Source organism: Roseovarius sp. (genome assembly GCF_965277045.1).
Classification (GTDB): domain Bacteria; phylum Pseudomonadota; class Alphaproteobacteria; order Rhodobacterales; family Rhodobacteraceae; genus Roseovarius.
Window position 1 is genome coordinate 2,011,680 of the sequence record NZ_OZ255712.1, and the last position, 21,285, is coordinate 2,032,964.

The 21,285-nt window shown below is 65.1% G+C and carries 22 protein-coding genes; 15 read left to right on the forward strand and 7 right to left on the reverse strand.

What is annotated here, in order from left to right; genetic code table 11:
• Positions 1-95: 95 nt before the first annotated feature.
• The 4 genes from ACQY4V_RS10060 (at position 96) to ACQY4V_RS10075 (ending at position 3,452) form a co-directional block, all read left to right on the forward strand.
• Positions 96-872: an ABC transporter ATP-binding protein gene (locus tag ACQY4V_RS10060; RefSeq protein WP_428517048.1), complete on the forward strand. Its 777-nt coding sequence runs from the start codon at positions 96-98 to the stop codon at positions 870-872.
• A gap of 28 nt (positions 873-900) precedes the next feature.
• Positions 901-1,623 (forward strand): transporter substrate-binding domain-containing protein, encoded by a 723-nt coding sequence (locus ACQY4V_RS10065; protein WP_428517050.1) that lies wholly within the window; start codon positions 901-903, stop codon positions 1,621-1,623.
• A gap of 138 nt (positions 1,624-1,761) precedes the next feature.
• Positions 1,762-2,646 (forward strand): ABC transporter permease, encoded by an 885-nt coding sequence (locus ACQY4V_RS10070; protein ID WP_428517051.1) that lies wholly within the window; start codon positions 1,762-1,764, stop codon positions 2,644-2,646.
• The gene (locus tag ACQY4V_RS10075; protein WP_428517053.1) at positions 2,646-3,452 is read left to right on the forward strand and encodes an ABC transporter permease; all 807 of its coding nucleotides are present in this window, start codon (positions 2,646-2,648) and stop codon (positions 3,450-3,452) included. The genes ACQY4V_RS10070 and ACQY4V_RS10075 overlap by 1 nt, the downstream gene beginning before the upstream one ends.
• Positions 3,453-3,475: 23 nt before the next feature.
• On the opposite strand, the gene ACQY4V_RS10080 is transcribed toward ACQY4V_RS10075, so the two are convergent.
• The 3 genes from ACQY4V_RS10080 to ACQY4V_RS10090 are packed head-to-tail and all read right to left on the reverse strand — an operon-like array spanning position 3,476 to position 5,323.
• Positions 3,476-4,273: a DUF4336 domain-containing protein gene (locus ACQY4V_RS10080; protein ID WP_428517055.1), complete on the reverse strand. Its 798-nt coding sequence runs from the start codon at positions 4,271-4,273 to the stop codon at positions 3,476-3,478.
• Between the two features lie 5 nt (positions 4,274-4,278).
• Entirely contained in the window at positions 4,279-4,824 is a 546-nt protein-coding gene (locus ACQY4V_RS10085) for a peptidylprolyl isomerase (RefSeq protein ID WP_428517057.1), read from the reverse strand.
• Positions 4,817-5,323, reverse strand: a complete 507-nt coding sequence (locus tag ACQY4V_RS10090; RefSeq protein ID WP_222450688.1) for a peptidylprolyl isomerase — start codon at positions 5,321-5,323, stop codon at positions 4,817-4,819. The genes ACQY4V_RS10085 and ACQY4V_RS10090 overlap by 8 nt, the downstream gene beginning before the upstream one ends.
• Before the next feature lie 129 nt (positions 5,324-5,452).
• Here ACQY4V_RS10090 and ACQY4V_RS10095 point away from each other — a divergent pair, with 129 nt between their 5' ends.
• From ACQY4V_RS10095 to ACQY4V_RS10135, 9 genes are all read left to right on the forward strand, one after another.
• Positions 5,453-6,637: a phosphoglycerate kinase gene (locus ACQY4V_RS10095; protein ID WP_428517059.1), complete on the forward strand. Its 1,185-nt coding sequence runs from the start codon at positions 5,453-5,455 to the stop codon at positions 6,635-6,637.
• A gap of 124 nt (positions 6,638-6,761) precedes the next feature.
• On the forward strand, positions 6,762-8,360 hold the full coding sequence (locus ACQY4V_RS10100) for a hypothetical protein (RefSeq protein WP_428517061.1): 1,599 nt from the start codon (positions 6,762-6,764) through the stop codon (positions 8,358-8,360).
• On the forward strand, positions 8,357-8,857 hold the full coding sequence (locus tag ACQY4V_RS10105) for a hypothetical protein (RefSeq protein WP_428517063.1): 501 nt from the start codon (positions 8,357-8,359) through the stop codon (positions 8,855-8,857). The genes ACQY4V_RS10100 and ACQY4V_RS10105 overlap by 4 nt, the downstream gene beginning before the upstream one ends.
• A 76-nt stretch (positions 8,858-8,933) precedes the next feature.
• Positions 8,934-9,827 (forward strand): fructose bisphosphate aldolase, encoded by an 894-nt coding sequence (locus ACQY4V_RS10110; RefSeq protein WP_428517215.1) that lies wholly within the window; start codon positions 8,934-8,936, stop codon positions 9,825-9,827.
• Positions 9,828-9,917: 90 nt separating this feature from the next.
• Entirely contained in the window at positions 9,918-11,234 is a 1,317-nt protein-coding gene (locus ACQY4V_RS10115) for a glutamine synthetase family protein (RefSeq protein WP_428517065.1), read from the forward strand.
• Between the two features lie 205 nt (positions 11,235-11,439).
• Positions 11,440-12,117, forward strand: a complete 678-nt coding sequence (locus tag ACQY4V_RS10120) for a type 1 glutamine amidotransferase (RefSeq protein ID WP_428517067.1) — start codon at positions 11,440-11,442, stop codon at positions 12,115-12,117.
• 1 nt (position 12,118) lies between these two features.
• Positions 12,119-13,480: a glutamine synthetase family protein gene (locus ACQY4V_RS10125; protein WP_222450693.1), complete on the forward strand. Its 1,362-nt coding sequence runs from the start codon at positions 12,119-12,121 to the stop codon at positions 13,478-13,480.
• 22 nt (positions 13,481-13,502) lie between these two features.
• On the forward strand, positions 13,503-14,618 hold the full coding sequence (locus tag ACQY4V_RS10130) for a hypothetical protein (RefSeq protein WP_428517069.1): 1,116 nt from the start codon (positions 13,503-13,505) through the stop codon (positions 14,616-14,618).
• A complete protein-coding gene (locus ACQY4V_RS10135; protein ID WP_428517070.1) occupies positions 14,615-15,919 on the forward strand; it encodes an NAD(P)/FAD-dependent oxidoreductase in 1,305 nt (434 codons plus the stop codon). The genes ACQY4V_RS10130 and ACQY4V_RS10135 overlap by 4 nt, the downstream gene beginning before the upstream one ends.
• 6 nt (positions 15,920-15,925) lie before the next feature.
• Here the strand turns inward: ACQY4V_RS10135 and ACQY4V_RS10140 are convergent, their stop codons facing one another.
• On the reverse strand, positions 15,926-16,207 hold the full coding sequence (locus tag ACQY4V_RS10140; protein WP_428517072.1) for a hypothetical protein: 282 nt from the start codon (positions 16,205-16,207) through the stop codon (positions 15,926-15,928).
• Between the two features lie 112 nt (positions 16,208-16,319).
• Between ACQY4V_RS10140 and ACQY4V_RS10145 the strand changes: the two genes are divergently transcribed.
• Complete coding sequence (locus ACQY4V_RS10145; protein ID WP_428517074.1) at positions 16,320-17,207, forward strand: LysR substrate-binding domain-containing protein; 888 nt, start codon at positions 16,320-16,322, stop codon at positions 17,205-17,207.
• A gap of 188 nt (positions 17,208-17,395) precedes the next feature.
• Entirely contained in the window at positions 17,396-18,631 is a 1,236-nt protein-coding gene (locus tag ACQY4V_RS10150) for a DegT/DnrJ/EryC1/StrS family aminotransferase (RefSeq protein ID WP_428517076.1), read from the forward strand.
• 67 nt (positions 18,632-18,698) lie between these two features.
• Here ACQY4V_RS10150 and ACQY4V_RS10155 read toward each other — a convergent pair whose 3' ends face one another.
• The 3 genes from ACQY4V_RS10155 to ACQY4V_RS10165 form a co-directional block, all read right to left on the reverse strand.
• Entirely contained in the window at positions 18,699-19,664 is a 966-nt protein-coding gene (locus ACQY4V_RS10155; RefSeq protein WP_428517078.1) for a LysR family transcriptional regulator, read from the reverse strand.
• 9 nt (positions 19,665-19,673) lie between these two features.
• Complete coding sequence (phaR, locus tag ACQY4V_RS10160; RefSeq protein WP_428517080.1) at positions 19,674-20,252, reverse strand: polyhydroxyalkanoate synthesis repressor PhaR; 579 nt, start codon at positions 20,250-20,252, stop codon at positions 19,674-19,676.
• Positions 20,253-20,503: 251 nt separating this feature from the next.
• Entirely contained in the window at positions 20,504-21,283 is a 780-nt protein-coding gene (locus ACQY4V_RS10165) for a L,D-transpeptidase (protein ID WP_428517081.1), read from the reverse strand.
• Positions 21,284-21,285: the final 2 nt, after the last annotated feature.

Below are 21,285 nucleotides of genomic sequence, written 5' to 3' on the forward strand. Positions count from 1 at the left end.
CGGACGAAAAAACATCGTTTTGCAAGTTGCATTGGCCCAAAATTACTGCCCTAGTGTCCGGTGATACTGCCTGACTTGCAAACCGGAACCTGCCTTTGCCTGACGAAACGCCCGTCATCGAGATCCGCAATCTGCACAAGGCCTATGGCAGCCTTGAGGTCATAAAGGGGGTGGACATCACTGCGCCCAAGGGCAGCGTGGTGTCCCTGATAGGATCTTCGGGATCGGGCAAGTCGACCATCCTGCGTTGTGCCAACCTGCTCGAGGACAGCCAGCAGGGAGATATCCTGTTCAAAGGAGAGCCCGTCACCTGGAAAGGGTCCGGCCTGAACCGGCATCCCGCCGATGCAAAGCAGGTTCTGCGCATCCGCACAAACCTGTCGATGGTGTTCCAGCAATTCAACCTGTGGGCGCACCTGAGCATCCTGCAAAACGTGATGGAAGCGCCGGTAACCGTGCTGGGCCGGGACCGCGCGGAGGTCGAGAAAGCGGCGCGCGGCTATCTCGAAAAGGTCGGCATCGGAGACAAGTGCGATGTTTATCCCGCGCAACTATCGGGCGGCCAGCAACAGCGCGCCGCCATCGCGCGCGCGCTTTGCATGGAGCCCGAGGCGCTCTTGTTCGACGAGCCCACCTCGGCGCTCGACCCCGAACTGGAACAGGAAGTCGTGCGCGTGATCAAGGACCTGGCCGCCGAAGGGCGGACCATGATGATCGTGACCCACGACATGAAGATGGCCCAGGACGTGTCGGATCACGTCATATTCCTGCACCAGGGCCTGATCGAAGAAGAAGGTGATCCGAAGACGCTCTTCGGGTCTCCCAAATCCGAGCGGCTACGTCAGTTTCTTAGCTCGACGATGGCCGCCTGAACCAAAGAACCAAGCAAGGGAGACACTTATGAAAAAGCTAGTTCTTTCCACACTCGCCATGGCGCTCGCCGGCGGAATGGCCATGGCCCAGGACAAGACGATCCGTCTGGGCACCGAGGGCGCTTATGCGCCGTGGAACTTCGTCAACGACGCGGGCGAAATCGACGGATTCGAGCGCGAATTGGGTGACGAGCTGTGCACACGCGCCGAGTTGACCTGCGAATGGGTCAAGAACGACTGGGATTCGATCATCCCCAACCTGGTGGGTGGCAACTATGACGTCATCATCGCCGGCATGTCGATCACCGACGAGCGCGACGAGGTCATCGACTTCACCCAGAACTACACGCCGCCCGATCCCTCGGCCTATGCCGGCATGTCGGAAGACGTTGATGTTTCAGGCGGCGTGATCGCGGCCCAGACCGGTACTATCCAGGCCGGCTACATCGCGGAATCCGGCGCCACACTGGTGGAATTCGCCACGCCCGAGGAAACCATCGCTGCCGTCAAGAACGGCGAGGCTGATGCGGTGCTGGCCGACAAATCCTTCCTTGCCCCGATCGTGGCCGAGGACGCAGACATGATGTTCGTGGGCGAGGACGTTCCGCTGGGGGGTGGCGTCGGCATGGGTGTCCGCGAATCCGACACCGAGCTGAAAGAGACGTTCAACGCCGCCATCCAGTCGATGAAGGACGATGGAAGCCTGAACGAACTGATCAAGAAATGGGAAGTCTCGTCGACTTTCGAATAAGCTGAAACAGCCGCGCCCCGGGCTTTCCGGGGCGCGCGCTTCGGGCCTGACGGGGACACATGGCCAACCATATGCGCATCTTCACGCCAAGCGCATCGCGCAGGCCATCGCCCTTGAGCCGGGCCGCGGGGGACCGCGATGTTTGAGTTCTGCACCGACCCTTCGGTCCTGGGCGATGTTCAGTGGCTGGCCTGCTACCTGACGACCGCCAAACATGCCAATCTCTATTTCGCCGTCGGCCTGGTGCTGGTCCTGCTCGCCATAACTGCACCGACTGCGCTGGCCTTCGGCTTCGGGGCCGCCACCGCCGCACGCTCGAAATTCCCGCCGCTGGCCTGGCTGGCGCACGGTTACATCAACCTGGTACGCGGCGTGCCCGATACGGCGTTTTTCCTCTTTTTCATCATCGCGCTCGACCAGGGCGTGGAATGGGTCCGGCACAAGGTCAAATGCCCGGACTGGAGCGAACCCATCCGCCAGGGCAACGACTTCATCGTCTGCCAGTCGGCCAAGATGCCCCTGGGCGAAGCCGATCAGTGGGTGCACGAGATCTATGGCTTCTCCCTTGCAGTGCTGACCTTTGCGCTGGTCTTTGGCGCCTTTGCGGGCAACGTGCTTTACGGCGCCATGCGCAACGTACCGCGGGCGCAGATGGAAACCGCCGAGGCCTATGGCATGACCCGCCGGCAGAGTTTCTGGCGCATCCTCGTGCCGCAGATGTGGGTCTATGCCCTGCCCGGTCTCAGCAATGTCTGGATGGTTCTGACCAAGGCGACGCCGCTGCTGTTCCTTCTGGGTGTCGAGGATATCGTCTATTGGGCGCGGGAGCTGGCCGGGACGGCCCTGCCGAAGTTCACCGACTATCCCCACGGCGACTGGCGCATGTGGTATTTCCTGGCGCTGCTGGTCTTCTACCTTGGCCTGACGCGGGTGTCCGAGATCGTGCTGGACCGGCTAATGATAAAGCTGTCGCACGGGCAGGCCACGACAGGCGGCGAAGCCTTGCGAAAGGCGGCGGCGTGATGAGCTGCTGGCAGACCATTCAGGATTACGCGCTGCGGTCCATCGGGCTGGGAGAACGTCTGCTGCCACGTGAGGACTTCACGCTTTGCCAGCAAGTCACGCTGATCGGTTCGGGCATGATCTGGAATCTCTATTTCGGGGTGCTGGCGATCATCTTCGGCTTCGGCCTCGCCACGGTGGTGGCCGTTGGCAAGGCCTCGCCCAATCGCCTGCTGCAAAAGCCCTCGGCCTGCTTCATCTACATATTCCGTGGCTCACCGCTCTTCATCCAGTTCTTCTTCGCCTACGCGGTCTTTCTGAACCTCAAGTCGCTCTATCCGGTCTTTGACGCGTTCACCGCGGCTTGGCTGGGTGCGCTGATCGTGCTTTTCCTCAACACGGCCGCCTATTCGGGCGAGATTTTCTACGGTGCCCTGCGCTCGATCCCCAAAGGCGAGGTCGAGGCGGCCGATGCCTACGGGTTTTCCGGCTTCACCCGGTTCCGGCGGATCATCTGGCCCACTATGCTGCGACTGGCCTGGCCCGCCTACACGAACGAGGCGATCTTTCTCTTCCATGCCACCACGCTGGTCTTTTTCTCGGCCTTTCCGGCGTGGCAGCAACGCGGCGACGCGCTCTATTACGCGAATTACTTTGCCGACAAGACCTTCAACCCGTTCGTGCCATACCCGATCCTTGCGGGATATTTCATCCTGCTGACGCTGGTGGTGATCTCGATTTTCGGACTGGTGAACCGGCGGCTGAACCGTCACCTGCCACAGGAACGCCGCGCCCGGATGCGCTTTCGTCCGAACCTGATCCGCTAGGCGTTCCGACGCGCCCGCTTGCATCAGGCTTGGTCGTTGTCGCTTTCTCGGGCTTTCATATCCCGCATTGCGCGATCCCACTGGCGCGGCGCCAGCAACTTGCGAAAGGCCCGCTCCAATTCAGCCGTGCCGTCGCGCGCGTACCAGCGCCCGTGCGCGATGATCACGCGCCGTGCGCCCCAGCCGACGATGGTTTCGATATCCTCGGCGAAGGCCTGTTTGTCACGGAAGGTCCAGCGGATCAGGGGCGGTGTCTTGCCATCGTGATCGTCGATCCCGTTCAGCCACACGAAAGGCCGGCACCGGGCGGGCAGCTTGTCGGTCTCGAATGCCTCGATCAGGTCGGTCAGGATCGTCGTGGCGGACGCCTTGTGAAAGAACGCGACTTCCTTGTGCGTGCGACTGCCGCGCACCAGAAGCTGGGCGATCTGCCCGACCCACGGCAGCTCTGCCTCTCGGGGCTGCAATTCCTGTCCGTCCGGCAAGTCGATCCCGTGCTTTGCCGCACGCTCCGGAGTACCGGGTGCCATCCAGAATTGCGCTTCTGGAAAGGCTGCGGCCCACTCGGGAATGTGCAGGAAGTGGAACTGGTTCGGCGCAACGAGATGCCGCACGGGCCCAAGCACCGCCAGGGCATCCTTCAGATCGTTGGAGAGCGGGGTCGGAGAATGCACCCACAGGTCGCCATTCTCCAGCCGGATCACGGTGGCGCGGGTGGAAAAGGGAAACCCCATCACCGACACCGGCGCACCGTCGATGATCCAGATACGGTCGGCCACGGGTTTGAGCACGTCGAGCGGCTCGTATCCCGTGGCCGACACGCGTATTACTCGGTGACCGTGACCGAGACCATGCGGTCCGGCTCGCCGATGACGGCTCCGTTGGAGCCCTCGCCCCGCTTGATGTCATCCAGCACGTCCAGACCTTCGGTCACGCGACCCACGACGGTGTATTGCCCGTCAAGGAAGGGGCCCGGCGCGAACATGATGAAGAACTGGCTGTTGGCGCTGTCGGGGTTCTGGCTGCGGGCCATGCCGACGACACCCCGGTCAAAGGTGATGTCCGAAAATTCGGCGGCCAGATCGGGACGGTCGCTGCCGCCGCGCCCGGCCATGGACATGTCGCCGCCCATCTTGCCGAATTCGACGTCACCGGTCTGCGCCATGAAGCCGTCGATCACGCGATGAAAGACCACGTTGTCATAGGCGCCTTCGCGGGCCAGTTCGGTGATCTGTTCGACATGGCCGGGGGCCACGTCCTCCAGCAGGTCGACCTTGATGGTGCCGTTCGCCTCGCCGGCGACCTCGATTTCAAGGCCGGTGGCCAGCGCCGGTGCCGCCAGCAGGGTGAAGACTGCAGAGAGTTTAAGCATCGGCGGCCACCTTCACGCTGATCATCCGGTCGGGGTTCGCGGGCGGCTCACCTCGGGTGATGGCGTCGACATGCTCCATTCCGTCGATCACGCGGCCATAGACCGTGTATTGCCGGTTGAGGAAATGGTTGTCCGAGAAGTTGATGAAGAACTGGCTGTTGGCGCTGTCGGGGTTCTGGCTGCGCGCGGCACCCAGTGTCCCGCGGTCGTGGGGCACCCCCGAGAACTCGGCCTTGAGGTTCGGCAGGTCGCTGCCGCCGGTGCCGGCCATGCGCAGGTTGAAATCATTCTCCATGTTGCCGTTGGCCACGTCGCCGGTCTGCGCCATGAAGCCGTCGATCACACGGTGAAAGGCCACGTTGTCGTACTGGCCCGAGCGCGCCAGCTCCTTCATGCGATCGCAATGGCCCGGGGCAACGTCGGGCAGAAGCTCGATGGTCACGGTGCCATCCTTCAGCTCCATCAGGATCGTGTTCTCGGGGTCTTTGATCTCGGCCATCCGGGGCCTCCTTGTTGACTTGGGCTGGGCAATACCTAGGCGCTTGGAGCGGGATTGCCAAGCCAGAGGTTGACGCCCCTGCAAGGTCGCGCCAAAAGGCCCGCGACCACCACCTTGGGAGAGATCGCGATGGGCTGGAAGACGCTCGACGACATGGACCTGAACGGCAAGACGGTGCTGACACGGGTGGATATCAACGTCCCCGTCGAAAACGGGCGCGTCACCGACGCCACGCGGCTGGAGCGGATCAAGCCCACTATCGATGCCATTCTCGAAGCCGGCGGGAAGCCCCTGCTGCTTGCGCATTTCGGGCGTCCCAAAGGCAAGGTCGTGGACGAGATGTCGCTGCGCCACGTGGTCCCTGCCTTGCAGCAGGCCACCGGCCACAGCGTGCAATTCATCGAGACCCTGGAGGGCGCCGAGGCCCCCACCGCAGAAGCCAAGGCGGCCGAGGTGCTGCTTCTGGAAAACATCCGGTTTCATCCCGGTGAAGAGGCCAACGATCCAGAGTTCGCGGCGCGCCTTGCCGGACTTGGCGACGTCTATTGCAACGATGCCTTTTCCGCCGCACACCGCGCCCATGCCTCGACCGAGGCGCTGGCCCGCCTTCTGCCTGCCTGTGCCGGACGCCTGATGCAGGCCGAGCTGTCGGCACTGGACGCGGCACTTGGACAGCCGAACCGCCCGGTCGTTGCCGTTGTGGGCGGCGCCAAGGTGTCGACCAAGCTGGACCTGCTGGGCAACCTCGTCGAGAAGGTCGACAAGCTGGTGATCGGCGGCGGCATGGCCAACACGTTCCTGGCCGCGCAGGGACTGAGCGTCGGCAAATCGCTGTGCGAACACGACATGGCCGAGACCGCGCGCCAGATCATGGTCAAGGCCGGTGGCGCGGGCTGTGAAATCCTGCTGCCCGCCGACGTGGTGGTGGCCGAGGAGTTCCGCGCAGGCGCCGCACACCAGACGGTTCCGGCCCATGCCTGCCCCGACGATGCGATGATCCTCGATGCCGGGCCGCAGGCCGTCGCGCGCATCACCGCCGCGCTCGATACCGCCAGGACGCTGATCTGGAACGGGCCGCTGGGCGCCTTCGAGATAGAGCCGTTCGACGCCGCCACCAACGCAGCGGCGGCTCATGCCGCCGCGCGCAGCCGCGCCGGGCACTTGGTGTCCGTCGCGGGGGGGGGCGATACGGTTGCGGCCCTGAACCAGGCCGGCGCGGCAGGGGATTTCACCTATATCTCGACAGCGGGCGGCGCGTTCCTGGAATGGATGGAAGGCAAGACCCTGCCCGGTGTCGCCGCCCTTGGCGGCTGAGAGCGGGTCGTCCCATAGGCCGCGAGGCGCGATTTTCACAGGTATGGAAAACCGGACTGTGGTACGGATCGTCGCAGCCGTAGCTTTTCGGCGACGCCAATGTTCCCGGGGGGGAGTTCTCATAATGCATCCGTTCAAGTCCGCAATCGCCGTTGCGCTTTGTCTCGGCCTTGCCGTGCCCGCGCAGGCCGAAGGCGACCCCAAGCCGGGTCTGCTTGATCTCTTCTCCGTCGACAGGGTCGCGGATTCTCTGGCCAGCATCGCCATTTCGGCCCTGCGCACCCAGATGGAGGTCGAGTACGAACACCTTCAAACGGACATCCTGCGTGGCACCGTCGCGCTGACCGGCGTCACCTTGCGCCCGCAGCTGGCGCATGATCGCGCGCGTCAGTGCGAGATCACCGTTCAGCGCGTCAGCGTCGACATCGGACAACCCTCCGCGGCGTTCGGCGTGGCGACCATCTCGACCACCATGGTCGGCGCCGAAGCCGCCATCGCCTGCGTGCCGCGTGAAGCGGGGCTGGCCCTGCGGTCCGCCGGTTACAACGAGATCGAGGTCGACCGGCTGACCTACCAGGCCGAATACGTGCACAGCACCGGCGAAATCCGGGTCACGGGCTCGGCCGCGGTGAACGACCTGGCGATCCTGGATTTCGAGGCCGCGGGCGCGGTCCTTCCGCGTCTGGATCAGTTCGGACTGCCTGGCGATCCGGCCATCCGCGTGCGCCGCGCCGTCCTGGGCCTTCAGGATCAGGGCGGATGGGAGCGTCTGTCGTCCCTCATCCCCGAGAACCTGCGCCAGCCCGAGGTGATCCAGAGCCTTGGCACGGAAGAGTTGACCAACATGCTGAGCAACAACGGCACGCGCGCCCTGACCGCGACGGAGCGGCGGTTCATAGACGATCTGATGGAGCATGTCGCGGGCTTCGTACGTGCGCCGGGCGAGATCACCGTCGAGGCGCAGTTGCCCGCCAGCGGTATCGTGCTGGAGCCGGAAGTCTATCAGGCCCCCGAAGAACTCCTGCAGGCGCTCGCGCCCGATGCGCGCACCGCACCGCTGGCCCAGTCCGATCTGCTGGGGGCCGATGTCCTGGGACGGCTCGACGGCGGCGACGTCAGCACGGCAGAGCGGCTCGATATCGCCAGGGCTCTGCTGCAAGGCAGTGGCGTGCCGCGCGCCGAGGCGCTGGTGCCCGACATCCTTGCCCCGCTGATGGACGAAGGCGGGGATGCGGCGCCCGAGGCGGCCCTGCTGATCGCCCAGGCACAGGCGACCCGCGACCCGGCCGCGGCCTATCAGAACACGCTGACCGCCGCAGAAGGGCGTCAACCCGGAGCAATTGCGATGCTCGACCGACTGGAAGAGCGGTTGACCACGACGCAGGTCCTGGCGGCCCAGGATGCTCACATCGCGGCTGGGCCCGCCCGTCCTGCACTGCCGGCCGGCGAGGATATCCGCGCCGTGCGGACCCAGGCGCTGGCCTATTTCACCGGCCTTGACGCGCCCCGCTCGTACCGTCAGGCGTATTATTTCGCGCTTATCGCCGAGGCGGCTGGCGATATCGGCGCCGGACCCTTGCGCGAAGACATCGAGAATCGCTTCGAGAATCGCGGGCCGGAGGTGCGGCAGACCTGGTCGGCCTTGCGGACCGAGATCCAGACCCGCGCCCTGACCGACTGGATCGAGGGCAACCTGGCCAGCCGCTACGCCAAGGAGGAATGATCCTGCGCCGTGGGCTTCTTGCAGGCGGCGTTTTACTTATCCTCTCGGCGCTGACATGGCGTGTGATCGACAGGTACGAGCGGGGGATTCTCTATCCTTGGGTCGAGGTGCTGATCTATCCGGCCAACCCGCATGACGGATTTTACGTGATCGACCGCAGCCGCACCGCGGAGGATCCGCTGGCGGACCGGATCGCGCAGACGATCGCGCGACGGTCGGCAACGCCGACGCTGCAAATCCGGCAGCATCGGGCCTTTTTCAACGAGCGACTGGCCTATAGCCCGGTCGCGATCGGACTTCTGTCGCTCGAGGTCTGCCTGCGGGACGATGGCGCGATCGAGCTGAATTCAACGAATGGCTGGGCGGTCCGGTATTGCCACCACGAGAGTGTCGACCCGATCGTGCTGAGGCCCGGTGACGGTGGCCGCCTGACATGCCAGGGCTGCACCAGCTGGGGACTGCCGACGCACTACATGCGCGCCGACCCGCCGCGTTAGCGCCACCGAGCATTGCGCGGCACGCGGCCCTCACGTATGAAACGGGAAAATCTGAATGACCGACAAGAGGGATGGCATGTCGAAGGCTGAACAAACACAACAGGTGCGCGCAGGGCAAGGCTTCATCGCGGCGCTGGACCAGTCGGGCGGATCGACCCCCAAGGCGCTGCGACTCTACGGGATCGAGGAAGACGCCTATGCCTCCGACGAGGAGATGTTCGACCTGGTGCACGACATGCGGACCCGTATCGCACAGGCGCCTGCTTTTACCGGCGACAAGGTGCTCGGCGCGATCCTGTTCGAGATGACCATGAACCGCGAAATGGGCGGCAAGCCCTCGGCGCAGTATCTGTGGGAAGAGCGCGGCGTGGTGCCTTTTCTGAAGGTCGACAAGGGGTTGGCGGACGAAGCTGATGGCGTTCAGCTGATGAAACCTATCCCCGACCTGGAGATCCTGCTGGGGCGGGCCAATGACGCGGGTATCTTCGGCACCAAGATGCGCTCGGTGATCAACGCGGCCTCGCCTTCGGGGATTGCCGCTGTGGTGGACCAGCAATTCGAGATCGGCAACATCATCCTAGACCACGGCCTGGTGCCGATCATCGAACCGGAGGTCACGATCTCGATCAGCGACAAGGCCGAGGCCGAGACGATCCTGCGCGACGAGATCGCCAAGCATCTAAACAAACTGCCCGAGGGGCGCGAAGTGATGCTGAAACTGACGCTGCCGGAGACCGCCAACCATTACAAGCCGCTGGTCGATCATCCGCGGGTGTTGCGCGTGGTGGCGCTGTCCGGCGGCTATTCGCGGGAGGAAGCCAATGAACGGCTGTCCAACAACACGGGCATGATCGCCAGTTTCTCGCGCGCGCTGACAGAGGGGCTGTCGGCCCAGCAGTCGGACGCGGCGTTCAACGACACGATCGCGGCGTCGATCGACAGTATCCACCGGGCGTCGGTTTCCGGATAACTCTTTGAAATAGAAAACCTTTACCCGGAAAATACGGTGCCGACGAATCTATCTGGTCCCCGGCATTCTTTCTGGGTAAAGACATCCATCATGGACCTTTCGACATACCAGACCTTTCGCGTGGCGGCGTGCGACCTCAACGGGCGCATGCGCGGCAAGCGCGTTCCGGGAGACTATGCCGGCAAGCTGGACAAGGGCGCGATCAGGATGCCCATCTCGGCGCTCAACCTCGATATCTTCGGGGCCGACATCGAGGACAGCCCGCTGGTGTTCGAAACGGGCGATGCCGATGGCATCCTGTTGCCCACCGGGCGCGGCGCCCTGCCCCTGCCCTGGTTGGAAACCGAGCAGCCGCTGGTGCCGATGGCCATGTATCACGAGGATGGCCGCCCTTTTGAAGGCGACCCGCGCCATGCCCTGGACTCCGTACTGGCGCGCTATGCCAAGCGGGGATGGCGCGTGGTGGCCGCGACCGAGCTGGAATTCACCCTGGTCGATGACAGTGACGATACGCTCAGTCCGGTTAAAAACCCCCTAACGGGGCGTGAAATCGGGTCGGAAGAGATCCTTTCGATGGCGCAGCTGGACCTCTTTGACCCTTTCCTGTCAGAGCTTTACGATGCCTGCGCCGCCATGGGCATCCCGGCGCAGACCATGACCAGCGAAAGCGGCGTGGGGCAGTTCGAGATCACGCTGAACCACCAGGACGCGATGCGGGCCGCCGACGATACGTGGCTGTTCAAGCGGCTTATTCGCAACCTTGCGCGCACGCACGGATTCGCCGCGACCTTCATGGCCAAGCCCTTTGCCGACGACGCGGGCAACGGGATGCACCTGCATTTCTCGGTCTGGGACGAGGACGGTAAGAACGTTTTCGACAATGGCGGGGAAGAGGGAACAACCCTTTTGAAACAGGCGGTTGCGGGGTGCATTGCGGCGATGCGGGAAAGCACCCTGCTGTTTGCACCGCATGCCAACAGCTATGACCGGCTGGTGCCAGGGGCGCATGCGCCGACGGGAGTGGCCTGGGCCTATGAGAACCGGACGGCGGCCATCCGGGTGCCGGGGGGCAGCCCCAAGGCGCGGCGGATCGAGCACCGCGTGGCGGGCGGCGATACGAACCCCTACCTGACCTTCGCGGGGGTGATGGGTGCCGCGCTGACGGGCATCGAGGACGCGCTGGAGCCGCCCGAGCCGATCACGGGAAATGCCTATGATCTCAACCTCTTGCAGCTTTGCGAGGACTGGGAGAGCGCCATCGACATGTTCGAAACCGCGCCCATCCTGGCCCGCGTGTTCGAGCCGATGCTGATCCAGAACCTGGTGATGACCAAGCGGCAGGAACTGGCGCTTTTCGCCGAGATGGACCCGGCGGAGCACTGGAAAGTCTACCTGGAAACGGTCTGAGCGACTCGAAGGTTAACGCCGCAAACCCACGTCGGTATCGCGTCGGTATCCGAGTGGTATCGCGGCGGCATTTTCTCAAAATCCGAAGTCGTTACCATGGCGGACGCCGAGACCCCGTGGCGCGGGCGCCGGAAATGGCCTAGAACGGCCTTGAACAGGCCGATTGGCTCGGCTAGCGTAAATTTGATCAAATTTCTGGTGTGACATGAAGATCGGCATCCTGATGACCGGACACGCCCTGCCCGACCTGATCGAGAGCACGGGCGATTACGACGCGATGTTCGCGGACCTGCTGGGGCGGCACGGCTTTACCTTCGAGCGGTACGACGTGGTGGACGAGGTCTACCCCGAGAGCCCCGATGACGCAGATGGCTGGCTGATAACCGGCTCGAAGCACGGCGCCTACGAGGACCATCCGTGGATCCCCCCGCTGGAGGCGTTCATCCGCGACATCCGCGACGCGGGCAAGCCGCTGATCGGGGTGTGCTTCGGCCACCAGATCATCGCGCAGGCCCTGGGCGGCAAGGTGGTGAAGTTTCCCGGCGGCTGGTCGGTGGGGCGCACCGAGTACGAGATCGAGGGCAAGCCCCTGGCGATGCACGCCTGGCACCAGGATCAGGTCGTCGAATTGCCCGAGGGGGCCGAGGTGATCGGGCATTCGGATTTCTGCGAGAACGCGGCGCTGATGATCGGGGACACGATCCTGACGATCCAGCCGCATCCGGAATTCACCGCGCATGTGCTGCAGACGATCATCGACCAGCGCGGCGCGGGCGTGGTGCCCGACGACCAATTGGCCGAGGCGCAGGCCAGCGCCCAGGCGCCCACGGACGCCGCCGCCTTTGCCGAGCGCATGGCGGCGCATTTCAGGAAAGGGGCCTGACATGGCCGAGGACTGGACGAGCGGACTGCCCGAGGCGGCGCAGGCCTACCTGGAGAACCGGCGGCTGGACGAGGTGGAATGCATCGTCGCCGACCTGCCCGGCATCGCGCGGGGCAAGGCGGTGCCGGCCACCAAGTTCGCGCGGCAGGAGTATTTCCACCTGCCCGACTCGATCTTCTACCAGACGATCACCGGCGACTGGGGCGAGGCCGCGGGGGCGGAAGGGTTCATCGAACGCGACATGATCCTGACCCCGGACATGAGCACGGCGACGGCAGCGCCCTGGACCGGGGACTGGACGTTGCAGGTGATTCACGACGCCTATGACCGCGACCGCAAGCCCATCCATTTCGCGCCGCGCAACGTTCTGAAACGGGTGGTGAAGCAATACGAGAAGCTGGGGCTGAAGCCCGTGGTGGCGCCGGAAATGGAGTTCTTCCTGATCGCGCGGAATCTGGACCCGCGTCAGGAGATCGAGCCGATGGTGGGCCGGTCGGGCCGTCCGGCGGCGGCGCGGCAGGCCTATAGCATGACGGCGGTGGACGAGTTCGGCCCGGTGATCGACGACATCTACGATTTCGCCGAGGCGCAGGGCTTCGAGATCGACGGGATCACGCAGGAGGGCGGCGCCGGGCAGCTGGAGATCAACCTGCGGCACGGCGATCCGGTGAAGCTGGCCGACGAGGTGTTCTATTTCAAGCGGCTCATTCGCGAGGCGGCGCTGCGGCACGATTGCTTTGCCACATTCATGGCCAAGCCCATCGCCGCCGAGCCGGGGAGTGCCATGCATGTCCACCACTCGATCATCGACATGGAGACCGGCAAGAACGCGTTTTCCGGGCCGCAGGGCGGCGAGACGGACATGTTCTATCACTTCATCGGCGGCTTGCAGGAATACATGCCGGCGGCGATCGGGGTGATGGCGCCCTACGTCAATTCCTATCGCCGTTACGTCAAGGACAATGCCGCCCCCATCAACCTGGAATGGGGCCGCGACAACCGTACCACGGGCATTCGCGTGCCCCTCTCCAAGCCCGAGGCGCGGCGGGTCGAGAACCGCATCGCGGGGATGGATTGCAACCCCTACCTCGGCATCGCGGTCAGCCTGGCCTGTGGCCTCCTGGGGATCCGGAACGAGCTGCGCGCCAAGCCGCAATTCCGCGGCGACGCCTATGAGGGCGAGCCGGATTTTCCCGACGGGCTGGGCGCGGCGCTGGATCTGTTCGACGAGGCGGAAGAGCTGCACGACGTGCTGCACCCCGAGTTCGCGCGGGTCTATTCCATCGTCAAGCGCACGGAATATGCCGAGTTCCTGCAGGTGATTTCCCCCTGGGAGCGCGAGCATCTCTTGATGAATGTCTAGGGCGGCGGGACTTGCCCTTGGCATGATGGTCCTTTTGGTGGCTGGGCTTTGGCTGTTGCGCGAGGGCCCTGCCGCGACACCGACCGATGCAGACACGTCGGGTGTCGAGCGGCATGACTTTCTGGAGGGGCTGCCGCTGGACGAGAGGGGCTATGCGCTTTTGCTACACGAGCAGGTGACCGGCGACGGGCTGCGCGTGGTGCGGGATGCCGCCGCGCTGAAGGCGGCGCAAGGACAGGCCTATTACACCGACAATCCCGGTGCGCAATTGAAGCGGACGCTGTTGTCGATCCTGTTTCTGAGCCCGCCGGGCATGCCGCCGGACGGGGCGTTCGTGACCGTTCTGAAGGACAAGCAGAGGGTCGAGACGTACCGCTGTTACCGCGCCTTCTGCGCCGGGAACGAGGCCTTCGATCCGCCGCATGAACGGGACATGGCGGGGCTGGTCGAGGCGTCGGAGCCGGTCGATCTGGTGACCGAGCGCTTCGATCACCACGACGCCGCGCGGGCGCGAATGTTCAAGCTGATGCAGGACCCGGAGGTGGCGCTGATCGAACCTGCGGACCTGCCCGCGCCGGGCACCATCGTCTTTCCCCAGCGCGTGCGTCTGAGCCTGCCCGCGATCCTGCTGGAGACGGACGAGACCGGGCACGCGGCGCGCGTTCCGTTCGATCAAGCCGCGCTGGAGGCGCGGTTTGCCGCCGCATTCGGCCATGTCTTTCCCGAAACGGAGGCCTATCGGCTGAACCCGATGCGGGTGAGCGAGGTCTACCCGCCGTCGCAGGGCTGGCCCGTGGTGGGCGACGATGTGGATGGCTATCTGCGGGACGAGGATGGCACGTTGCGCGGCCTCGGCGGTGTCATGGTGGTCGCGCCGTCGCTGAGCGTGGATGTGACTGAGGGAATGGCCGGGCGCCTGCGCGCGCCGGGTGCCTTTGACCGGATGCCCGAAATCCTGCCGCCCGAGCCGCCCTTTGTGGCCGCGCGCCTGGCGGAGATGGCCGAGGCGCATCTGGGCCGCCCCTGCCCCGACTGTTTCAAGATCGAACTGCCCGTGGCGACGGTGGAGGATATCCGGGTGGATAGTCTCGATCCGCCGTCCTTTACCCTGGCCCATTACAGGATCGCACCCCAATGAACCTGCTTTTTTCCAACGACAAACCCGGACAATACCCCGACAGCTGGTACGCAGCCACGACCGACGCGCTGGAGCCGTTCGCCGCTTTGCGCGGCGAGGTGAAAGCCGATGTCTGCGTGGTGGGCGGCGGGTTCACCGGCCTCTCGGCGGCGCTGCATCTGGCGGAGGCCGGGCTGGACGTGGTGCTGCTGGAGGCGCATCGCGTGGGCTTTGGCGCGTCGGGGCGCAATGGCGGGCAGTTGGGCAGCGGGCAGAGGCAGGACCAGCAGACGCTGGAAAAGATGGTGGGACGCGACGATGCGGCGAAGCTGTGGGACCTGGCGGAGGGTGCCAAGGACTTGGTGAAGTCGCTGGTGGCCAAGCACGGGATCGACTGTCACCTGAAGCCCGGCGTGGCGCATATGTGCTTTTCAAAGAGTGAGGTGCGCGAAGAGCACGACTATGCCGATTTCCTGTTTCGCCGCTATGGCTATGACCAGTTGGAGACGCTGGACCGGGACGCGGCGCAGGCGCTTTGCCCCTCGCCGAAATACGTGGGCGGGTCGCTGGACATGTCGGCGGCGCATCTGCACCCGCTGGCCTTTGCCTTCGGGCTGGCGCGGGCAGCGCGGGACGCGGGCGTGCGGATCTTCGAGCGGGCCGAGGTGCACCGGATCGACGAGGGCGCGCCGGCGGTGGTGGCCACCGATGCGGGCCGGGTGACAGCGGATCACGTGATCCTGGGATGCAACGGATATCTGGGCGGGCTCAATCGCAAGGTTGCGGCACGGGTGATGCCGATCAACAACTTCGTGGTGGCCACCGAGCCGCTGGGGGACGACGCGGACAAGGTGCTGACGCGGGATGTGGCCGTGGCGGATTCGAAGTTCGTGGTGAATTATTTCCGCCTGAGCCATGACAGGCGGCTGCTGTTTGGCGGGGGCGAAAGCTATGGCTATCGCTTCCCGGACGATATCGCTGGGCTGGTGCGCAAGCCGATGACGCAGATCTTTCCGCATCTGCGGGACGTGAAGATAGACCATGCCTGGGGCGGGACGCTGGCGATCACGATGAAGCGGATGCCCTATCTGGCGCGGGTAGCGCCAAATGTCCTGTCGGCGTCGGGCTATTCCGGGCACGGGGTGGGTATGGCCACCTTCTCGGGCAAGCTGATGGCGGACGCAGTGCGCGGAGAGGCCGAGGGCTTTGACACGCTGGCGCGGGTGCCGGCGCAAACCTTTCCGGGGGGTGCCGCGTTCCGTTCCCCCCTGCTGGTGTTGGCGATGACGTGGTACGCGACGCGCGACCGGCTGGGGATCTGAGGCGCGTCAGCCGCACGGAACGCGAAAGGCGTGATGGCGGGCGTCCGGGCCGGTGTGGCGGACGACCCTCAGGCGTCCGCGCCGCCAGGATGTGATCCCGGACGGGCCGGTGCGGATATCCTCGAAGCCAAGATCCGCCAGAAGGTGCGGCGAGATATCCGCGAGGCGCTCGAGATCGGCCAGCATCACCGGGTCGGCCGGGTCAGGATTTCTCACGGACCGAATCCAATGGCGAAGACGCTGCGCGAGCGATGGGCGTGACGGATTTGACAAGGTGATCTCAAACATGAACAGACCTCACGGGATCGGGTTACCGGGTGAGAATAGAGCGCGACGCGGCTTGCGCTCAAACCATTCTTTCTGGCACCATGGATGAGAAAACCTGATCCATGGAGCGGCGATGAGATTGCCCCCGCTGAATGCCCTGCGCGCCTTCGAGGCCGCTGCCCGCCACGGTGGCTTTGTCGGGGCGGCGGACGAATTGCACGTGACACGCGGGGCGATCAGCCGGCAGATCAAGCTGCTGGAAGAGCGTATCGGAACGCTGCTTTTTCGCCGCCACGGTAAGGGGGTCGCACTGACCGAAGCCGGGCGGCGGTTGCAGCCCGTGCTGACCCGGGCGTTCGGCGACATCCTGTCTGAGACGTCGCGGATCGGGACGGAGGCGTCGGATTTGCGGATCATCTGCCCGCCCGCCACCTCGATCCGCTGGCTGCTGCCGCGGCTTGAGAGGTTCCGCGCTCTGCACCCCGAGATCGGCGTGCGGCTGACCACGGATTTCGTGGGGCCCTACGGCTTTGACGCGCACCAGTATGACGTGGGGTTTTCGGTCACGCACTGGCCGGACCGGCCCGGCGACCTGAAGGTGGAAACGCTGTTTCCGGTTGAGGTGACGCCCGCCTGCGCGCCCTCGCTGCTGGCCGCACAGGGACGGCCCGAGCGGCCCGAAGACCTGGCCCGGTTCCCGCTGCTGCACGAAACGCCGCGCCGTGCCGATTGGCGCGCATGGCTGGAGGCCTTCGACGTGCGGGGCGTGGACCCCGACAAGGGCAGCGATTTTCCCAATCTCGACATGGCGGCCAAGGCGGCGACGCTGGGGGCGGGCGTGGTGATGGCGGACCTTGCGCTGAACCGGGACGAACTGGAATCGGGCCTGCTGGTGAAGCTGTTTCCCGAAATGGTCTGCACCTCGCCCACGGGGGGCATCTGCCTGATTGCATTGCGGGACAGGTGGGACGATTCGAAGGTGGCGGCGTTTCGCGATTGGGCGGTGGCCGAGACGCGGTGAGGGGTCAGCGACGCCGGAGGGGGACGAGTCCCCCACGTGGAAACGGAGTTTCGACGCCCCCCTGGGATATTTGTCGCCAGAGGAAGAGACGGCGAAGCGTCGCCGTTACCAAAACTTCGCTTTGGGGTTGGACGGTTTTGGTGTAGAGATTTCGGAAAATCGAAAAACGAGCTTCAGGAAATCCGAACATGACCCAGGTTGGCACCTCCCCCGCCCCCAATGTCTATGACGCCGAACCCATCCCCGAGGCGGCCCGGGCCGAAATCGACCGGATGCTGCAATCGGGCGACCTGTTTCGCTATACCGCGCCCGAGGATGCGCCGGTCAGCCTGCTGGAGCGGGAGTTCGCGGCGCTGATGGGCTCGCGCTATGCCCTGGCGGTGTCGAGCTGTTCGGCGGCGCTGTTCTTGTCGCTGAAGGCCCTGGGGTTGCCGCGGGATGCGCGGGTGCTGATCCCCGGCTTCACCTTTGCCGCGGTGCCGTCGTCGGTCATACATGCCGATTGCGTGCCGGTGCTGTGCGAGGTGGGCGAGAATTACCGGATCGACATGGCCGATTTCGAGGCGAAGCTGGAGACGGGCATCGACGCAGTGATTGTCAGCCACATGCGGGGCCATACCTCGGACATGGACGCGATCATGGGGCTGTGCGACGTGCGCGGAATCCCGGTGATCGAGGACGCGGCGCACAGCCTGGGCACTGTCTGGGGCGGGCGCAAGATCGGCACTCTGGGCCGCGTGGGCTGCTTCAGCTTTCAGTCCTACAAGCTGGTCAACGCGGGCGAAGGCGGCATTTTGGTGACCGACGATTCCGACTTGGTGGCGCGGGCGGTGATCATGTCGGGGGCATACGAGCATAACTGGGCCAAGCATATGGCGGGGGACGACCCGATGCTGGCGGCCGCCTTTGCCGATTGGCAGAACCGGCTGCCGCTGTACAACCTGCGCATGGGCAATCTGAGCGCGGCGATCATCCGCCCGCAACTGCCCGAGGTGGCGCGGCGGGTGCGCGACGGGCGTGCCAATCACGATCATGTCGCCGGGCGGCTGAACACCTCTCCTTGGCTGCAGGTGCCGGAGAAGCTGGACCGCGAAGAGCGCGCGCCGGATTCGATCCAGTTCAACCTTGTCGGCATGAGCGATGCGGAGGTGCGGACCTTTGCCAGCGCCGCCGCCGAGCGCGGCGTGAAGGTGCAGGTGTTCGGGATGTCGCAGGACAACGCACGGGCCTTCTGGAACTGGCAGTTCATGCCGGGCCCGACGCCGGACCTGCCGCGGACGCGGGCGATGCTGATGCGGGCCTGTGACGTGCGGCTGCCTGCGCGGTTGAGCCGGGACGACCTCGACTTTGTGGCCGACGCGCTGATCGCGGCGGCGGAGACGGCGGCGGGTCCGGTGGAGCCGGAACGGGCCTACGGCACCTGAGGAAGGCGCGCGCCCGACTTGAAGCGTTTCGCGATAGACCTGATGTGCAGCTTACCCGCGAAACGCTTCAGAGCAGCTCGAGCTGATCGGCGAGGAACGGGTACGCCTCCTGCGCCGGGGCGAGGATCGTGTCGCGCAGGATCGGGCGCAGGGTTGCGGCCAGCTGCGCCGGCAGGTCCTGAAGGATGTCCTTGCGCGCCGTCAGGCTGATCGTGCGGGTCAGCGGCTCGAACGGGAGCGGCATGACGTCGATCTGAGCGGCAAAGCGGCGGGCGCGCATCAGCGCCAAGGGGGGCAGGATCGTCCAGCCGGTCCCCTGCCCCACCAGCGCCAGGATGGCGTGATAGCTGTCGAGCTCGAAGCGGTGCGGCAGGCTGAGTTTCTGCCGGGCGAGATGGGCCGAGAGCAGACGGCCCATGTAATGCCGCTGGGTATACTGGATGAGCGGTAGGCGTTTCAGCTGTCGCAGCACGTCGCCGTCTGGTTTGATCCGGGCCTTGGGGGCGGCCACGACGAAGCCCTCGCGCATCAGCGGATGAACCTCGGCCCAGTCGTCGCCGGCGTTGAGTTCGGCGGCGACGATCATGTCGAGCGTGCGGCTTTCCAGGAGGTCGTAGAGGTAATGGCTGGCGCCGGTTTCCAGCAGGAACTGGCTGGTCTTGAGCTCGCCCGCCACGTGGGTCAGCAGCTGCGGCGTGACGTCGGCCTCGAAATCCTCGATCATCCCGAGGCGGAAGCGGGTCAGCATCGACATGTCGGACATGGCGAGTTCCGCGCGGGCCTGGGCGGCCTCGTTCAGGATGACCTGGGCGCGGCGTTTCAGGATCTCGCCCGCCGGGGTCAGGCGGATGGGCCGGGCGTTGCGTTGCAGGAGCGTCGCGCCCACCGCGCCTTCGAGGTTGGTCAGTTGCTGGCTGACCGCCGAGGGGCTGGCGCCGAGGCGCTTGGCAGCCGCGGAGATCGAGCGCTCGTCGGCCGCGGCCATGAACACCTCGATCCCCCACAGGGTGATACGGCCGGGACTGTCGACCATGTGGGGGCCTTACTTGCCGAGCTTGGACAGCTTGTCCTGCAGGTCGGCCAGTTGCTTCTTGATGTCGTCGAGCCCCTCGTCGCCGGCAGCCCCCTTGGCGGGCTCGCCCTCCTCGGGCGTCTTGCCGGTCATGCCGGGGACGCCGCCGCCGGTCATGGCCTTGAGGAACGCCTCCTGCTGGGCGCGGATCGTGTCCATCCCAGGCATCTGGTTGAAGGACTTGGCCAGCGGGTTCGCCTTGGCCATGTTCTCCATCATCTGGGACTGGCCCTGTTGCAGCATCTCGAAACTGGCGGCGAGGAAATCGGGCACCATCGAGGTGGCCTGGGTGGTGTAGCTGCGCACGAGGTCGGTGAGGACGTTGATCGGCAGCACGTTCTCGCCGCGGCTTTCATGTTCGGCGATGATCTGCAGCAGGTATTGCCGGGTGAGATCGTCGCCCGATTTCAGGTCGATGATCTGCACCTCGCGGCCGTCGCGGATGAACTCGGAAATATCTTCGAGCGTCACGTAGTCCGACGTTTCGGTATTGTACAGCCGGCGGCTGGCATACCGTTTGATCAGGAGCGGTTTTTCGTCTTCGGCCACGTGTGTCCTCCCCGGAATGCGTGCACTGCAGCGAAGCCTATGCCAGTGCAGAACAAAAAGAAAGGGCGTGTGGATCCGGAGTTGGAGGAGCGCCGCACCAGGGGCTTGCGGAACGCACGCAAGGTAAACGGCGCGGCGGCATCCTTGACATCGAAGACGTCCGGGGCGCCATGGCGCCGCTTGGACGCCGGGGTGAGCCGGCATCCGGAAAGCGACACGGTGCCCGGTGTCAGCCTATCGCGCCCGGCGCTTTACTGGCTGGCTTCGTACTCGGCCTTGCGCCGCTGTTCCTCGGCGACATAGGCATAGACCCTGTCGGCGTCGATGGGTTTGGGGACCATTTCGCCGCCCCGGTTGGCCGTCTCGACGCCTTCCGCCGCCACGGACTCCTCGTAGCTGCGGACAACGACCGGAGCGCCGACATCCACGCGTGCGTGAAGGTCGATGATGTCCTGATTGAAGAGCCGGATGCATCCGGCGCTGCCCTGGTTGCCGATGGTCGCGGGGTCGTTCGTGCCGTGGATACGGTAATAGGTGTCGCGACCGCCACGATAGAGGTAGAGCGCGCGTGCACCGAGCGGGCTGGCCTTGCCGCCCGGGATGCCCTTGGCGAAGGGCGCATAGGCCTCGGGGTCGGAGCGGATCATGTTGGCCGTGGGCGTCCAGCCCGGCCATTCCGCCTTGCGCCCGATCGTGGCGCGTCCGCTGAACCCGCGGCCTTCACGCCCGACGGCAACGGGGTAGCGGATGGCGCTTTCGGGGCCTTGCACGAAATAGAGAAACTTGGCGTAGGGATCGACGACGATGGTGCCGGGGGCCTCGTCGCCGGTATAGGTCACGGAGGTGCGGCGGTTCGGCTCGCGCAGGTATTGCGGGTCGATCGCGTCGATGGTGATGTGCCCTTCCTGCATTTCGCCGTATTCGGGGTAGGTTGCCCCGCCGAGTGTGTCCGAGGGCATCGTTCCCGCGCAGGCGGCGAGGAGAAGGCTGCACGCCAGGAGAACGAAGTTTCTTGCTGCGGCAATGGGCATGG

Coding starts and splice junctions, on each gene's coding strand:
- ACQY4V_RS10065 (WP_428517050.1), top strand. CDS start 901: ATGAAAAAGCTAGTTCTTTCCACACTCGCCATGGCGCTCGCCGGCGGA.
- ACQY4V_RS10070 (WP_428517051.1), top strand. CDS start 1,762: ATGTTTGAGTTCTGCACCGACCCTTCGGTCCTGGGCGATGTTCAGTGG.
- ACQY4V_RS10075 (WP_428517053.1), top strand. CDS start 2,646: ATGAGCTGCTGGCAGACCATTCAGGATTACGCGCTGCGGTCCATCGGG.
- ACQY4V_RS10085 (WP_428517057.1), bottom strand. CDS start 4,824: ATGCTTAAACTCTCTGCAGTCTTCACCCTGCTGGCGGCACCGGCGCTG.
- ACQY4V_RS10090 (WP_222450688.1), bottom strand. CDS start 5,323: ATGGCCGAGATCAAAGACCCCGAGAACACGATCCTGATGGAGCTGAAG.
- ACQY4V_RS10095 (WP_428517059.1), top strand. CDS start 5,453: ATGGGCTGGAAGACGCTCGACGACATGGACCTGAACGGCAAGACGGTG.
- ACQY4V_RS10100 (WP_428517061.1), top strand. CDS start 6,762: ATGCATCCGTTCAAGTCCGCAATCGCCGTTGCGCTTTGTCTCGGCCTT.
- ACQY4V_RS10105 (WP_428517063.1), top strand. CDS start 8,357: ATGATCCTGCGCCGTGGGCTTCTTGCAGGCGGCGTTTTACTTATCCTC.
- ACQY4V_RS10110 (WP_428517215.1), top strand. CDS start 8,934: ATGTCGAAGGCTGAACAAACACAACAGGTGCGCGCAGGGCAAGGCTTC.
- ACQY4V_RS10115 (WP_428517065.1), top strand. CDS start 9,918: ATGGACCTTTCGACATACCAGACCTTTCGCGTGGCGGCGTGCGACCTC.
- ACQY4V_RS10120 (WP_428517067.1), top strand. CDS start 11,440: ATGAAGATCGGCATCCTGATGACCGGACACGCCCTGCCCGACCTGATC.
- ACQY4V_RS10125 (WP_222450693.1), top strand. CDS start 12,119: ATGGCCGAGGACTGGACGAGCGGACTGCCCGAGGCGGCGCAGGCCTAC.
- ACQY4V_RS10130 (WP_428517069.1), top strand. CDS start 13,503: ATGATGGTCCTTTTGGTGGCTGGGCTTTGGCTGTTGCGCGAGGGCCCT.
- ACQY4V_RS10135 (WP_428517070.1), top strand. CDS start 14,615: ATGAACCTGCTTTTTTCCAACGACAAACCCGGACAATACCCCGACAGC.
- ACQY4V_RS10140 (WP_428517072.1), bottom strand. CDS start 16,207: ATGTTTGAGATCACCTTGTCAAATCCGTCACGCCCATCGCTCGCGCAG.
- ACQY4V_RS10145 (WP_428517074.1), top strand. CDS start 16,320: ATGAGATTGCCCCCGCTGAATGCCCTGCGCGCCTTCGAGGCCGCTGCC.
- ACQY4V_RS10150 (WP_428517076.1), top strand. CDS start 17,396: ATGACCCAGGTTGGCACCTCCCCCGCCCCCAATGTCTATGACGCCGAA.
- ACQY4V_RS10155 (WP_428517078.1), bottom strand. CDS start 19,664: ATGGTCGACAGTCCCGGCCGTATCACCCTGTGGGGGATCGAGGTGTTC.
- ACQY4V_RS10165 (WP_428517081.1), bottom strand. CDS start 21,283: ATGCCCATTGCCGCAGCAAGAAACTTCGTTCTCCTGGCGTGCAGCCTT.